This is a genomic window from Pyxidicoccus caerfyrddinensis (genome assembly GCF_010894405.1).
GTDB classification, from domain to species: domain Bacteria; phylum Myxococcota; class Myxococcia; order Myxococcales; family Myxococcaceae; genus Myxococcus; species Myxococcus caerfyrddinensis.
Genome location: NZ_JAAIYA010000005.1, coordinates 514734 through 529776, shown reverse-complemented (window position 1 = coordinate 529776; position 15043 = coordinate 514734). Strand labels below are relative to the sequence as shown.

The following is a 15043-nucleotide window of genomic DNA, read 5'->3' as shown; positions in this document are numbered from 1 at the left end:
ATGCGGGACAACCCACACACGTCCCCTCTCCCACGAGGGGAGAGGGGACGGTGACACGACAGCCTCAGATGTCCAGGTTCTGCACGTCGAGCGCGTTGCGCTCGATGAACTCACGCCGCGGCTCCACCGCCTCGCCCATCAGCAGCGAGAAGATTTCGTCGCTCTCCACCGCGTCCTCCACCCGCACCTGGAGCAGCGTGCGCGTGGCCGGGTTCATGGTGGTGTCCCAGAGCTGCTCCGGGTTCATCTCGCCCAGACCCTTGTAGCGCTGCAGGCCCAGCCCCTTCTGCGCGTCCTTGCGGACCGCGGCGAGGACTTCCTGCACCGTGAAGGCATTCAGCTCGCCGCCATCCACCTTCACCTTGTACGGCGCCTTGCCCAGCGCCCCGAAGGCGTCACGCAGCGCCGCCAGCTCCACGTACTCCGGAGACGACAGGAAGGCGTGGTCGAACACCGTCTCGCGCATGGCGCCATTCACGTCCGTGCGGAACACCAGCTTCTTCGTGTGGTGCTCCGGGTCCTGCACCAGGTCGTGCTTCACGCGGCCCAGCACGTCCGGCATCCGCCGCTCGAAGTAGGCGTAGACGTCCTTCACCACCACCTGCATCGCCGCGTCGTCCGCCAGCGTGTCCGCCGTCACCCGCGCCGCCTGCACCAGCGCGTCCACCACCCGCGCGTCGCGCCGCTTCGCCTGCTTCTCCAGGCGCTCCTCGTACGTAATCACCTTCTCCAGGAGCGCCTTCAGCTCCGCGCCGCCCAGCTCGCCCTCGGGCGTCAGCACCCGCGAGTGCTCCGAGGCGGACTTGAGCAGGTACTCGTTCAGCGCGCGCTCGTCCTTGACGTACAGGTCCTTCTTGTTGCGCGTCACTTTGTAGAGCGGCGGCTGCGCGATGTAGAGGTAGCCCTTCTGGAGCAGCTCCGGCATCTGGCGGAAGAAGAACGTGAGCAGCAGCGTGCGGATGTGGCTGCCGTCCACGTCTGCGTCCGTCATCAGGATGATGCGGTGGTAGCGCGCCTTCTCCGGGTCGTAGTCCTCGGCGCCGATGCCCGTGCCCAGGGCCGTAATCAGCGTCACGATTTCGGCGCTGGTCAGCATCTTCTCGAAGCGCGCCTTCTCGACGTTCAGAATCTTGCCGCGCAGCGGGAGGATGGCCTGGTTGCGCCTGTCCCGGCCCTGCTTCGCGGAGCCGCCTGCGGAGTCACCCTCGACGATGTAGAGCTCGCTCTCGTGGGGGTCCTTGCTCTGGCAGTCCGCGAGCTTGCCGGGCAGGCCACCGCCGTCCAGCACGCCCTTGCGGCGCACCGTCTCACGCGCCTTGCGCGCGGCGATGCGGGCCCGGCAGGCGTCACCAATCTTCGCCACGACCTTCTTGGCGACCATGGGCGTCTCTTCGAGGAAGGTGGCGAGCTGGTCGTTCACCATCTGCTCGACCAGGCCCTTCACCTCGCTGTTGCCCAGCTTCGTCTTCGTCTGCCCCTCGAACTGGGGGTTGGGAATCTTGACGGAGATGACCGCGGACAGGCCCTCGCGGGCGTCCTCGCCGGTGGGCGTCTCCTTCAGGTCCTTCCACTGGCCACCCTTCTCCGCGTAGCTGTTCAGCGTGCGCGTGAGCGCGGCCTTGAAGCCGGACAGGTGGCTGCCACCCTCGTGGGTGTTGATGTTGTTGGCGAAGGTGTAGATGCGCTCGTCGTAGCCGTCATTCCACTGCATCGCGATGTCGAGCGTGACGCCCTCGCGCGACGTGGAGAACGAAATCGGCGGGACGTGCAGCACCTCCTTGGACTTGTTGAGGTACTCCACGAAGGAGGCGATGCCGCCGTCAAACTTGAAGTCGTGCTCCTTGTTCGTGCGCTCGTCGCGGACGGTGATGTGCAGGCCCGCGTTGAGGAAGGCCAGCTCACGCAGGCGCTGGCTGAGCGTCTCGAAGTTGAAGTCGGTCGTCTCCATCACCGTGGTGTCCGGCTTGAAGGCGATGTACGTGCCGAGCTTGTCGGTGGTGCCGACCTCCTGCACGGGGCTCACGGGGATGCCGCGCTCGTAGGTGTGCTCGAACACCTTGCCGTTGCGTTGGACGCGGACCTTGAACCACTCGGAGAGGAAGTTGACGCAGGTGACGCCCACGCCGTGCAGGCCGCCGGAGACCTTGTAGGCCCCGTTGCCGAACTTGCTGCCGGCGTGCAGCTCCGTGAGGACGACTTCCAGCGTGTCCTTGCCCTTGAACTTCGGGTCCGGGTGCGGGCCCACGGGAATGCCGCGGCCGTTGTCCTGCACGCTCAGGGAGCCATCCACGTGGATGACCACCTCGATGTCCGTGCAGTGCCCGGCCAGGGCCTCGTCCACCGAGTTGTCCACGACCTCGTACACGAGCTTGTGGAGCCCGTAGGTCATGGTGTCGCCGATGTACATGCCGGGGCGCTTCCGGACCGCCTCGCGGCCCTCGAGCTTGGTGATGCTGTCAGTCCCATACTCCACTGGCGGCGGGGCGACCGCTGCGCCGGTAGCGGGGGTCTTTTCCATGTGAAGCTGTCCTTGGGAAAAGGAGCGTTGCAACAGGCTTGTGCCTACCACTTCGGGCCCCACCGAACAAGGTTGGCGAGGCGTTGCAAGGCTGCGTAAACACTCGTGAAATTTGCTCGGCCGCCCCCTCGGACGGCCGCCCCCGGAAAGCCGGGGTTCAGGCGTCGAAACGCGGCGGTGGAAGTCGCTCCTCCAGCGCGGCGATCAACTCTTCGAAAACAGCCCTGCGGGCGAAGAGATGCCGCGTCACGAGCACCCTTCCCTCTTCCTTCAGGAACAGCCCGAGCACGTTCCCCCTCCGGCCGAGCCGGCGCACGGAATCAATCTGGCCCCAGTGCAAATCCAGCTCGCTCTTGCTGAACGGACGGGCCACGCGCACGCCGCGCGCGTCCACGGTGACGCCCCAGCCGGAGCGCGGCCGGAGCCGGTGGAAGGCCACGAGGAAGGCCAGCATCAACCCCGCGGAGACGCCTGCACGGGCCATGGCCTGGGTGCCTCCGCCGGAGCGGGAGTCGGCCAGGGCCCAGGCGGTGAGCACCGCCAGCACGCAGGCCCCGAGGAACAGGCTGATGCGGGTGATGCGAGGGTCGAAGGCATAGAAGCGCGGGCTGCTCATGTGCGTGCGCGCACCCTACCTGCCCTGGCCCGCTGGTGCGCGCTTTTGCGCGACCGGATGTTCTACGTTTCACCGCGTCCAAATGACGAATGCCGAACTGACCGCGCGCCTGCTCACCAACGTCATCGCCTTCCGCCACCTCCAGCGGCAACGGGGCCAGTTGCGCCACCTGGAATTGCCGTCCGTGGACGCCTTCTGCCTGCCTGACCTGGCGAAGGAGTTGCACTTCCAACAGGTGTACTTCACGGACACGGAGGCGCTGGCCGCCGCCCTGCCCGCGGTGGAGGACTTCTTCCGGGCGCAGGGCGTGCCGGCGTGGCGCGTGGTGGTGCCCCCCGGGAGTGAAACGGGCGGGCGGGTGCTGGGCGCCGCCGGCTACCGGCCCGACGAGCACCTCTCGGACGCCATGGGGCTGGTGCTGGCGGAGGCACCGGACGTCCCGCCCTCGATTCCGCTCGAAGTCCCAGAGACGCTGCGCGAGCTGGTGGCGCTCAACGTCGCCGTCTGGGGCCAGTGGAGCGGCACGCTGGAGGTGTGGAACCAGGGACCCCCGCTGCCCGTCCACACGCTGCTGGCGTGCGAGGCGGGCCGCCCCCTGGCCTGCGGCTTCTCACAGGACGTGGGGGACACCGCGGGCGTGTTCATGGTGGCCACGGCGCCGGAGGCCCGGGGGCGAGGGCTGGCATCGGAAGTCATGCGTGGGCTGCTCGCCGGGGCGCGAGCCCGGGGCATGAAGGCGTCCGTGCTCCAGGCGACGCCGCAGGCGAAGGGCATGTACCGGCGGCTGGGCTACCGCGACTTGGGCGGCTGGGTGAGCTGGGTGTACCGCGCCGGCTGAGCGTCAGCGCAGCGACTCCAGCTCCTCCAGCACGGACAGCACCTCTCGGGGCTGACGCGCGTCCAGCAGGCGCTCCGCGAGCCCGTGGGCGGCAAGCCTCGCCACGTGGGCCAGGCGCACGAGCCGGGCGCTGCAGCGGCCTCCGTCCACCGTCGCCACCACGAGCCGCAGGGGCTGGCCGTCAGGCGTGTCCACCTTCAGCGGCTTCGCCAGCGTCACCAGGGCCGCCACCGGCACGGCGCCCGGGAGGACGGCGTGAGGCACCGCCACGCCGCCGCCCACCGCGCACGAGGACTCCGCGTCGCGGCGCCGCAGCTCCTCCACCAGGTGGACGGCGTCCGTGCCCGGCAGCGCCGCGCCCAGGCGCCCGGCCACCACGTCCAGCACGTCGTCCCAGCCCGTGCAGGACAGCCGCACCACCACCCGCTCCGGGGCCAGCAGCGGGGCCAGCGGCGGCACAGGCCCGTCATCACGCCCGGCGCGCACCGGGAACTCCGCGTCCAGGAAGGCGCGCACCTTCGCGAGCTGCGCGCCCGCGAGCCGCCGCCGCGCGATTTCGAGGAAGAGCGTCCCGGCGCCCGGCACGTCCTCCAGGTAGCCCGCCACATACGGGCTCACCCGCTGGGCCACGTCCATCAGCAGCGCGGGCGGCACGTCCAGCTCGCGGGCGATGGCCGCCAGCCGCTCGGCCGTGGGCGGCGCGTCCAGGCCGTGCTCCACACGGCTGAGGTACGCGCTCGACACGCCGATGCGCCGGGCCATGTCCCGGAGGGACACGCCCGCGTCCACACGCAACAGCCGCAGGGTGGCGCCCAGGTGCATGGCTCCCCTCTAGCTCCTCGCGGACGACGAGCGGAACAGCCGTGGGGTGATGCGCGGGTGCACGCCCATCCCCTCAGCCCCGCGCCGGCATCGCGCGCTCCGAGTCACGTGCCTCCTCGGCGGCGGCTTCCGCGGCCGGAGCCGGCTCCGGGTGGCGGACCACGAGCAGCGAGCCCGGCGCGTCCCGGATGATGCGCTCGCGGTGCAGGCCGAAGAGCCGGTCCTCCAGGCCCCACTGCGCGCCCACGCCCACCACCACCAGGTCATACCCGTGGCGCGCCTCCTCCAGCGCGGCCTCGTCCGGCGCGTCGTGCCGCACCACCTTCAGCCGCACGCCGCCTTCCTCGGAGGGGAACAACTCATCCACCTGCGCCCGCGCGCCGCTGCCGCCCAGGTCCGACGTCACGTGCAGCACCGTCACCTCCGCGCCCGCCTGCTGCATCATCCGCCGCGCCAGCCCCAGCGCGGCCCGGTCATGCCGGCTGCCGATGAAGGGCACCAGCACGCGCTTCACGTCCGACAGCCCCCGGTCCACCAGCACCGCCACCGTGCCCGACGCCGCCTCCATCACCTCGTGCACCGTGCCGCCCAGCACCGTCTGGCTGAAGAGCGGCTTGTGCCACCCGAGCAGCACCAGGTCCGCGCGCCGCGCCTGCGCCGTGCGCACGATGTCCGCGGCGGGCTCGGCGGACACGAAGGACAGCGGCCGCACCGCCAGCCCCAGCTTCTCCGCGCGCCCCAGCAGCGGCACCAGCGCACCCTCCGAGGGCACACTCCGCTCCGCCTCCGGCAACAGCGGCGCGCGCTCGGGCGGCACCAGGTGCAGCGCGTGCAATTGCGCCCGCTCCCCGCCCACCAGCGCCCGCGCCACGGACGCCATGCCCGGCCCCGCCTGCCCATGTGACACGCACATCAGCACGCTGTAGGGCGCGGGGCCCGGCTCCAGCGACACCGGCGGGGAGAACCTGTCCCTCGCCATCTCCTCCGTCGCATAGAACCAGCGCAGCAGCGGCGTGGTCATGAACGTCGTCACCAGCGCCATCAGCACCATCATCGTGAAGAGCTGCGGCGAGATGACGCCCAGGTCCAGGCCGATGTTGAGCACGATGAGCTCCATCAGCCCGCGCGTGTTCATCAGCACGCCCACCGCGCCCGCCTCGCGCCAGGGCATCCCCGTCAGCCGCGCCGCCACCGCGCTGCCGCCGAACTTGCCCAGGACCGCCAGCAGGATGATGACGCCGCAGGTGGCCCAGGCCTCCACGCTGTTCAGCAAGCCAATCTGCGTGCGCAGCCCGCTGAAGGCGAAGAAGACGGGCAGCAGCAACACCACCGCCACGTCCTCCAGCTTCTCCGCGAGCGCCTCCGCCAGCCCGCCCTCCTTGGGGATGACGGCGCCGAAGAGGAACGCGCCGAAGAGCGCGTGGATGCCGATGAGCTCCGTCACCCACGCGGACGCCAGCAGCAGCACCAGCGTGCCCGCCACCACGTTCTGCGTCAGCCCCTCGCGGCTCGCCACCCGCGCGCCCAGCCGCGCCAGGAAGGGGCGCACCACCACCAGCACGAAGCCGATGTAGAGCAGAGCGAACATCGTGGTGAGCGCCGCGTGCGCCAGGTCCGACGCCCGGACGATGGAGACGACGAAGGCCAGCAGGCACCACGCCGTCACGTCGTCCACCGCCGCGCAGGCAATGGCCACCGTGCCCACCCTCGACTGGAGCAGCCCCCGCTCCGTGAGGATGCGAGCCAGCACAGGGAAGGCGGTGATGCTCATCGCCACGCCCATGAAGAGCACGAAGGACGAGAAGGGCACCGCCGGGTCCGACAGGCTCCGGTACAGCCACAGCGCCGCCGCGCCCGCGCCCAGCGCGAAGGGGACGATGATGCTGGTGTGGCTGATGGCCACCGACGCGTGTCCCCGCCCCTTCAACATCCGCGGGTCCAGCTCCAGGCCGATGAGGAACATGAACAGCACCAGCCCCACCTGGCTCAGCATCGTCAGCGCTGGCATCGACGACGCGGGGAACAGCGCCCCCATCACCCCCGGCGCCAACCACCCCAGGAGTGACGGGCCCAGGACGATGCCCGCCACCACCTCCGCTATCACCAGCGGTTGCCCCAGCCACTTCGCCCCCCGGCCAATGAGTCGCGATGCGCCGATGATGACGATGAGCTGCACCAGGAGCAGCGTCAGCGGGTTGAAATGCATCCATCCCTCCGGTGGTGGGTGTTAAGTAACCCCTTATCAACCCGCTCGCGGAATCGTCAATTCACGAGGACTGTCCGTGCGGGCAGGCAACTCACTCCACCTTGTGCCTGCGCACGGCCTCGACGAGCGTGTCCACGTCCACGGGCTTGCGCAGGTGGCCGCACGCACCAATCTCCTCGGCCACCTGACGGGCGTTGGCGGACGCGGAGAAGACGAGCACGGGGATGTCGCGCCACTGGGGCACCTGGCGCATGGCGCGGGCGAAGCCGCCGCCGTCCAGCACCGGCATCATCATGTCCAGCAGCACCAGTCCCGGCAGCACGGGCATGGTGCCCAGCACCTCCAGGGCATGCTTGCCATTGCTCGCGCCCAACACCTCGTGGCCCGCGTCGCGCAGCACTTCTTCCAGCGCTTCGCGCAGGTCCGCGTCGTCGTCCACCACCAGCAACGGCCGGCTCACGCACGCTCCTCCTTCTCCAACGGCAGCTCCAGGGTGAACCGCGCTCCGCCACCCTCCCGCATCTCCGCCCAGGCGCGGCCCCCATGGGCTTCCGCCGCACGCCTCGCCAGGTACAGCCCCAGCCCCAGTCCCCCGTAGGAGCGCGAGCTTACCGCGCGCCCGAAGCGCTCGAAGATGCGCTCCAGCTGGTCTTCCGGAATCCCGATGCCCCGGTCCATCACCCGCACCCGGCCCATGGGCCCCTCCCGCGTCACCTCCACCTCCACCGGCCGGCCCGGGCCGAACTTCAGCGCGTTGGACACCAGCGCCGCCACAGACTGCTCCACCCGCGCCCGGTCCCACCGGCCCCACAGCTCCGGCCCCGCCGACACGCGCAGCTCACTGCCCACGCCTTCCGCCTCCGCGCCGTAGCGCTCCACCACCGCGCGCACCGCCTCCACCAGGTCGAAGCGCTCCGGGGACAGGTCTGGCTCGCCGCTGGTGAGCCGGGACACGTCCAGCAGCGACTCCACCAGCGTCCCCAGCCGCAGCACCTGGCGCATGCTGCGCTCCAGCCGCGTCTCCAGTTCCTCGGCCATGGGCGTCTCGCGGGCGTGCTGCATCAGCGAGCCGAGCTGCAGGCGCAGCGTGGTGAGCGGCGTGCGCAGCTCGTGCGCCGCCACGGTGAGGAAGTCGTCGCGCAGCCGCACCGCGTCCTGCACCTCGCGAAACAGGCGCGCGTTCTCCAGCACCAGCCCGGCGCGCCGGGCCAGCTCCTGCGCCAGCGCCAGGTCCTCCGGTCCCAGGCGCCGGTCGCCGCGGTCGATGGCCAGCGACAGCACGCCCAGCACGCCGGTGCGGCCTCGCATGGGCACGTGCAGCGCCGAGCGGAAGCCCAGCTCGCGCAGAACCTCCTGATACTCCGAGACGTCGGTGACGGGCCGGGGCCGCGCCGCCACCTCCTCCACCAGCTCCGGCTCACCGGTGGCCAGCACGTGCGCCGGCCCGAAGTCCATGCCCACCTCGAGGGGGTTTCGCTGGTCCACCTCCCACATGCGCGCCGCCCGCTCCGCATCCGGGTGCGCCAGCGCCACCAGCCGCAGGCCGCCGCGCCCCTTCTCGTACAGGCGCAGGGTGCACCAGTCCGCCACCTTCGGCACCGGGAGCTGCACCAGCCGGCGCAGCCGCTCGTCCAGGTCCTCCGGCTCGGCGAGCACCTCACTGGCGAGCGCCAGCATCCGCCGGTCCTGCTCCGTGCGTGCCCGCTCGCGCCGGGCCCGGGCCTCCGCCAGCTCGCGCTCCACCGCGGCGCCCAGCCGCACCAGCCGGTCCTTGGCGAAGTAGTCGCGCGCTCCGGCTCGCATCGCCTCCACCGCCTCGCCCTCGCCGATGCTGCCGGACACGACGATGAAGGGGATGTCCCGCCCCGTCTCCTGGAGCACCTTCAGCGCCTGCAGCGCGGTGAAGTCCGGCATGGAGTAGTCGGAGAGGATGATGTCGAAGTCCGCGCCCACCAGTGCCTGCCGCATCGCCGCCGCCGTCTGCACGCGGTGGGACTCCGGACGAAAGCCGTTGCGCTTCAGCTCCAGGAGCATCAGCGCCGCGTCGTCCGGGTTGTCCTCCACCACCAGCAGCCGCAGCGGTTTCATCCCGCCGTCCCGGCAGGAGGCACGGAGGGCGGCTCGTGGTTGAGCACCAGCCAGTACAGGCCGAGCTGGCGCGCCGCCTCCACGAACTCCGTGTAGCTCACCGGCTTGCGCACGTAGCTGTTGGCCCCGCCGCCGTAGCCGCGCACCAGGTCCACATCCTCCACCGACGAGGTGAGGATGACCACCGGCAACAGCCGCGTGCGCGCGTCCGCGCGGATGCGGCGCAGCACCTCGTGCCCGTCCAGCCGTGGCAGCTTCAGGTCGAGCAGCACCACCACCGGCAACGGCTGGCCGGCGCGCGCCGCGAAGGCGCCCCGGCCATGGAGGTAGTCGAGGGCCTCCACGCCGTCGCGCGCCACGTCCATCGGGGTGGTGATGCCCGCGCGCTTGAAGGCCCGCAGGGTCAGGTCGGCGTCATCGGGGTTGTCCTCCACCAGGAGGATGGGACGCTCGGAGCCATTCATGGGTGCGACTCCTCCAGGGTGAAGCAGAAGGTAGCCCCGCCGTCCGGCACCGCCTCCGCGGTGATGTCTCCGCCATGACGGTGGATGATGCGCTGCACGGTCGCGAGCCCGATGCCGGAGCCGGGAAACTCGGTGGGCCGGTGCAGCCGCTGGAAGGGGGAGAAGAGCTTGCTCGCGTACGCCATGTCGAAACCCACGCCGTTGTCGCGGACACAGTAACGGGGGCGCCCATCCTGCGACTCAGCGAAAAGTTCGATGCGGGCCCCGGAGCGCTGGCTGGTGAACTTCCAGGCGTTGCCCAGCAGATTCTCCAGGACGACCCGGAGCAGCCGGGCATCCCCCCGCGCCGCGAGGCCGGGGGCGATGTCGAACGTCGTGTCGCGACCGGGCTCGCCGCGCGTGAGCCCCTCCGCCACGTCCCGGGCCAGGGTGCTCAGGTCCACCGGCTCCTGGCGCAGCTCGGCGCGAGACAGGCGGGACAGGCGCAAGAGGTCGTCGATGAGCAGCCCCATGCGGGTGGCCGCCGCGCGCAGCCGCCGGAGGTGCTCATGGCCTTCTTCGGAGATGCGCTCGCCCTCGTCCTCCAGCAGCGCCTGGCTGAAGCCGTCCACCGCGCGCAGCGGGGCGCGCAGGTCGTGGGAGACGGAGTAGCTGAAGGACTCCAGCTCGCGGTTGGCCACCGTCAGCTCCTGGGTGCGCTGGGCCACGCGTTGCTCCAGGCGCGCCTCGCTGGCGCGCAGGGCGTTGGCCTGCGCCTGGGCCTGCTCGAGCAGGGACTCGTAGTCGTCGGACAGGACGACGAGCTGGCGCCGGCCCATCCACGCCAGCAGGGCCCCGAGCACGAGCAGCCAGGCGGCGCCGCCCCACAGCACCATCCGCGCCTGGCGCTCGGCGAGGGCACCGCGCTGGTTGGCCCTCTCGCGCTCCACGGAGGCCAGCTCGTCGAGGAGCTGGCGGATGCTGTCCATACGACGCTTGCCCTCTCCCTCGACGACCAGCTTCAGCCAGTTTCCACCGTCCCTGAAGCTCCGCAGCTCCTCGTCGGAGAAGGACTCCCAGCCTGCCCGGCGCCGGTGCAGTTCCTCCAGCCGGGCGCGCTGGTCCGGCGAGTCCGACACGAGCGACTCCAGCCGGCCGAGGGCCTCCGGCAGGCGCGCTCCCGAGGCGTGGTAGGGCTCGAGGAATCTGGCGTCTCCGGTGAGGAGGAAGCCGCGAAGGCCCGTCTCCCGGTCGATGAGGAGCTGGCGCACCTGGACGGCCTGCGCGAGCACCGCGTCGGAGCGGTCCGCCGCCTCGTCCGCCCGGAGGAGCTGGCGCACCTCCCAGAAGAGCAGCCCGGCCAAGAGCGTCCCCAGCACCGCGGGCAGCACCACGGAGCGCAGCAGCAGGCGACGGAAGCGGTTCGGGTCGAGGTAGGCCAAGGCGGACATCCAGACGGACCCCGGTGGGGTAACCGCAAGATGCGCATGTGTCCGGCGCGGAGGCCTGGAAGTCGCCGGAGAAGTGACGCGAGTACCGGGGCCCGCTCCCCGTGTCGCAGGGCAGGCGGCCTGGCGTGGCGCATACCGCCCCTGCCTAGGCCCCTTCTGGCCGTTCCTTCGCGAAGGGACGCGAGTCGATGGGCAGGTCCACGAGGAAGCTGGTGCCGGAGTTCGGAGTGCTCGACACCCCGACAGTGCCCCCGAGGGCCTCGACGACGCCGCGCACCACGGTGAGGCCCACGCCCCAGCCCGGCTGGGGGCTGTGCTCGGCGTCCGCGCCCCGCTGGAAGTGCGTGAAGAGGGCGGCCTGCGCCGCGGGCGTGAGGCCCTTTCCGAGGTTGACGACGCGCAGCCCGGCGCGGTGCGCACTGCGGTGCACGCTGAAGGTGATGGGCGAGCCCGGCTCGCCGTACTTCACCGCGTTGGTGGCCAGGTTCTCCAGCACCCGCCGCAGGCCGTCGCGGCTCCAGTGTCCCTCCACCTTCCCTTCCGCGTGCACGACGAAGCGGTCCCCGTACACCGTGGCGAGCTCGTCAGCCACCTCCTGGGCCAGGTCCGTGAGGTCGAAGAGCGACAGCGCGAGCGTGAGCGACTGGCCTTCGCGCAGGCGGCTGGTGTCCAGCAGGTCCGCCACCATCCGGTCCAGCCGCTCGAGGTTGCCCACCACCCGGGCCGCGAGCTCCAGGTGGCGCTCGTGCGCCTCGGGCTTGCGCAGGATGAGCTGCGCACTCACCTTCGCCGCGGTCAGTGGCGTGCGCAAATCATGGGACACCATGGTGATGACGCGCTCGCGCACCTCGCGCTCCACCCGGAAGTTCTCCACCGTGACGCGCGACAGGTCGCGCTCGCGCACCAGCAGGTTCCGCTCGGTGAGGTCCTGCACCACCTTGGAGAAACCGATGAGGAGGCCCCCCCGGTACATGGGGGTGATGAGCACGTCGGCGAGGAAGATGGCGCCGTCCTTGCGCCGGCGCATGCCCTCGCCGCGAAAGCGCCCCTCGCGCTGCGCGATGAGCAGGTGGTCCTCGGCGTCTCCGCGGGCCCGCCCCTCCTCCGTGTAGAGCATGCGGAAGTTGCTGCCCACGGCCTCCTCCACCGAATAGCCCTTCATGCGGATGCAGCCCAGGTTCCACGAGGTGATGACCCCCTCGGTGTCCAGGGTGAAGAGCGCGTAGTCGCGCACGCCCTCCACGAAGGTCCGGAAGCGCTCCTCGCTCGCCGTGAGCGCCTCGGTGCGCTCCAGCACCCGGCGCTCCAGCGTCGCCTGCGCCTCGAGGATGGCCGCGCGGCTGCTCTCGGCCTCCATGCCGCGCCGCCGGGAGAATTCGCTGGCCGCGTTGCGCACGCCGACCTGCACCGAGTCGAGCAGCACGTCGCGCTCGGCGACGCTCAGGGGGCCGTCCTCCTCCAGCACCTCGAAGAGCACCTGGCGCAGCAGGTGGTACTCGTGCATGACCTGCTCGAGCGAGTAGTCCTTCATGGACGCCCGCTCGAGGCCGTGCTCCCGGCCGAGCTCATGCTCCCGCTTTCCGAGGGCCCGCCGGGGCGTGGGGTCCTCGAGCGTCGTGACCAGCTCCTCGAGCATCGCCGGAAGCGAGTCGCGCAGGGCGGGCGCGGGCTGCTCCCTCGAGGCCGGCACGTCCCGCCGCACCCGCTCCTCCCATATCGCGAGGACTCGCGGCATGTGCCGCCGCAGGCGTTCAGCGGTGGACAGGACGGGGCTCACGTTCCGAGCATCCATTCGTGGCGGACCCCAGGAGGTGTCGCCATCGATGCCCGGGGGCGGCAACCCCCTGCCCTCATCCGCACGCAGGGCCGAACGCCTGCCTGCCGCTACTTCACTTCCAGGACAGCTCGTACTCGCTGTCGAGCAGCGCCACCTGACGTCCGTACACCTGGACGTCCTGCGCGCCGATGGCCTCGAGCACGCCGCGGAGGACGCCCTCGTGGTACGCGGCGGGCATGAAGTCGCGCCGCATGATGAAGCGGGCGCTCTTGTCGCCCGTCCACAGCGGGTAGCGCTCGCCGTAGCTCACCGCCGCGCGGTACGAGTCGCCCAGCGACTGCAGCAGCTTGCGCGGGCTGCCACCGGCCGTCTGCATCAAGTCCCGGCCGAACATGGAGGACAGGAAGTCCACCGTGGCCTGCGTGCCCATGCGCTTCAGCACGCCCTCGAAGCCGTCCAATTGGGGCGCCAGCAGCCGCGCCGCCGTGGACGTCATCCGCAGGTAACGGCTGATGGGGTACATGTGCACGGGGTTGATTTCCCAGATGCCCGCCACGCCCTTGCACCGGGCCACGGCGCCCTCCCCACCCAGGAAGCCGACCACGTCCAGCGTGCCCTGGAAGAACATCCCGCGAGCCTGGTCCTCCTCGCTCGCGGCAAGGCGTCGCAGCTCCAGCTCCCAGGCTGCTCCACTGCTGCTCGCTTCCGTGCCCACGTACATGGTCTCTCCCCCGAGGGGACCTTCCAGGTCTGTCTCGGAAACACACCGCCGGCGTATCTGGCAGGTATTTCCGGGCTGACCCGATTCCCCCCACTTCCGGGATGGCAACCTTCTCATATTTTTACGCTGCTGTCGAATCATTATTCCGCGCCCGTGGAATCCTGGAACGCCACGGCTCCTGAAGGGAGGAGCCACCGTCCAGGTCGGCTATGCACGGAATCTTCCAGGGGCCCCGTGGGCTCTCGCGGAGCCCACGGGAGGCGGGGCTCAGCCCGCGATGAGCGAGGCCTGGGCGGCGGCCACGGCAACGCCGGGCTCGGAGCGGTGGCCGGCGGCGAGCAGTGCCCGCTCCACCGCGCCCACCGCGGCCAGCACGTCCGTGGGGCCGACGCGATTCATATGGCCCACGCGGAAGTAGCGCGTCTTGAGCTCCGGATGGAGGCCGCCGGCGATGACGATGCCCTGGCCCTTCACCCGCCCCACCAGCGCCGCGTCCACGCCGTCCGGGTAGTAGACGGCGCTCAGGGTGTTGGCGGTGAGGGCCTCGGACGTGGGCAGCATGCGCAGGCCCAGGGCCTTCCACGCCGCGCGGAAGGCGCGCGCCATGCGCTGGTGCCGGGCGAAGCGCGCCTCCATGCCCTCGGCGAGAATCTGCCCGAGGCTCACGTCCAGCGCGCAGACGAGGTTGACGGGCGGCGTCGCGAAGTAGGACGGCTTGCCCGCCTCGTACGCCTCCATGATGGGGAGCCACTCCGCCCAGTCCGAGTAGACGCTGGCCACCGGCGTCTTGCGCTTGCGCCAGGCCTCCATGGCACGCGGCCCCACTGTGAGCAGCGCCAGGCCTGGCGGCACGCCCACCGCCTTCTGGCTCGCGGTCAGGTACACGTCCGCGCCCCACGCGTCCTGGTGGAAGGCCTCGCCCGCGGTGGCGCACACGCCATCCACCACCACCAGCACCCCGTGCTTGCGCCCGGCGCGCACCAGCGCCTCCACGGGCGCCAGGACTCCGGTGGAGGTGTCCACGTGCGTGACGGTCATCACCTTGAAGCCGCCGCGCGACAGGTGCGTCTCCACCTCGTCGGCGGAAGGGGACTCGCCCGGGGCCGCGCGCGCGTGCGTCACCTGCGCGCCGTGGCGCTCCAGGATTTTCGCCATCCGGTCACTGAAGTAGCCCGTGTTCACCACGAGCGCGCGGTCACCCGGCTCCACCAGGTTGGCGCCCGCCAGCTCCATGGCCAGCGTGCCGGAGCCGGCCACCACGAAGGGCTGCGCGCCGGGGGCGAGGCACACTTCGCGCAGCCGCTTCAGCGCCCGGCCGAAGATGGAGATGAAGGCCGGGTCCGTGTGGCCGAGCGTGGGCGCCGCCAGCGCCTGGAGCACCTCCGGCTCGAACTCCACCGGCCCCGGAATCATCAGCAGGTCTCTCACGGTGTCACCGCTCCTGGCGCGCCCGGAGCCCGCGAGGGCCCCTGATGGATGCCGCGAAGGCGCGGCCCTGAATCTGGCCAGCCGCCGGGCCGCTGTCCACGACCATGTGGGCCCGATGTGGCAGGAGCGACGCGG

12 protein-coding genes are annotated in these 15043 nt (G+C 71.1%); 1 reads left to right on the top strand and 11 read right to left on the bottom strand.

From position 1 onward, the window contains the following. Positions 1-64: 64 nt before the first annotated feature. Together gyrB and G4D86_RS14985 are read right to left on the bottom strand one after the other, a co-directional pair. Positions 65-2518 carry a DNA topoisomerase (ATP-hydrolyzing) subunit B gene (gyrB, locus tag G4D86_RS14990; protein ID WP_163994012.1) on the bottom strand — a complete coding sequence of 818 codons (2454 nt, stop codon included), beginning with the start codon at positions 2516-2518 and terminating at the stop codon, positions 65-67. Positions 2519-2675: 157 nt separating this feature from the next. Continuing rightward, complete coding sequence (locus G4D86_RS14985) at positions 2676-3134, bottom strand: hypothetical protein (protein ID WP_163994010.1); 459 nt, start codon at positions 3132-3134, stop codon at positions 2676-2678. An 82-nt stretch (positions 3135-3216) separates the two neighbouring features. On the opposite strand from G4D86_RS14985, the gene G4D86_RS14980 reads away from it, so the two are divergent. Further along, positions 3217-3972 (top strand): GNAT family N-acetyltransferase, encoded by a 756-nt coding sequence (locus G4D86_RS14980; RefSeq protein ID WP_163994007.1) that lies wholly within the window; start codon positions 3217-3219, stop codon positions 3970-3972. 3 nt (positions 3973-3975) lie between these two features. Here the strand turns inward: G4D86_RS14980 and G4D86_RS14975 are convergent, their stop codons facing one another. The 9 genes from G4D86_RS14975 to G4D86_RS14935 form a co-directional block, all read right to left on the bottom strand. After that, positions 3976-4794 (bottom strand): helix-turn-helix domain-containing protein, encoded by an 819-nt coding sequence (locus G4D86_RS14975; protein ID WP_163994005.1) that lies wholly within the window; start codon positions 4792-4794, stop codon positions 3976-3978. Positions 4795-4867: 73 nt separating this feature from the next. After that, entirely contained in the window at positions 4868-7000 is a 2133-nt protein-coding gene (locus tag G4D86_RS14970; protein WP_163994003.1) for a cation:proton antiporter domain-containing protein, read from the bottom strand. 91 nt (positions 7001-7091) lie between these two features. Next, complete coding sequence (locus G4D86_RS14965; protein ID WP_163994001.1) at positions 7092-7460, bottom strand: response regulator; 369 nt, start codon at positions 7458-7460, stop codon at positions 7092-7094. Then, positions 7457-9088: a hybrid sensor histidine kinase/response regulator gene (locus G4D86_RS14960; protein ID WP_163994000.1), complete on the bottom strand. Its 1632-nt coding sequence runs from the start codon at positions 9086-9088 to the stop codon at positions 7457-7459. The genes G4D86_RS14965 and G4D86_RS14960 overlap by 4 nt, the downstream gene beginning before the upstream one ends. After that, entirely contained in the window at positions 9085-9552 is a 468-nt protein-coding gene (locus tag G4D86_RS14955) for a response regulator (protein ID WP_163993999.1), read from the bottom strand. Before G4D86_RS14955 ends, G4D86_RS14960 begins: the two co-directional genes overlap by 4 nt. Continuing rightward, complete coding sequence (locus G4D86_RS14950; protein ID WP_205519573.1) at positions 9549-10982, bottom strand: sensor histidine kinase; 1434 nt, start codon at positions 10980-10982, stop codon at positions 9549-9551. Before G4D86_RS14950 ends, G4D86_RS14955 begins: the two co-directional genes overlap by 4 nt. 145 nt (positions 10983-11127) lie before the next feature. After that, on the bottom strand, positions 11128-12759 hold the full coding sequence (locus G4D86_RS14945) for a sensor histidine kinase (protein WP_163993997.1): 1632 nt from the start codon (positions 12757-12759) through the stop codon (positions 11128-11130). Between the two features lie 112 nt (positions 12760-12871). Beyond that, the gene (locus G4D86_RS14940) at positions 12872-13480 is read right to left on the bottom strand and encodes a DUF2378 family protein (protein WP_163993994.1); all 609 of its coding nucleotides are present in this window, start codon (positions 13478-13480) and stop codon (positions 12872-12874) included. Positions 13481-13747: 267 nt separating this feature from the next. Next, positions 13748-14908, bottom strand: a complete 1161-nt coding sequence (locus G4D86_RS14935; protein ID WP_163993993.1) for a pyridoxal-phosphate-dependent aminotransferase family protein — start codon at positions 14906-14908, stop codon at positions 13748-13750. Positions 14909-15043: the final 135 nt, after the last annotated feature.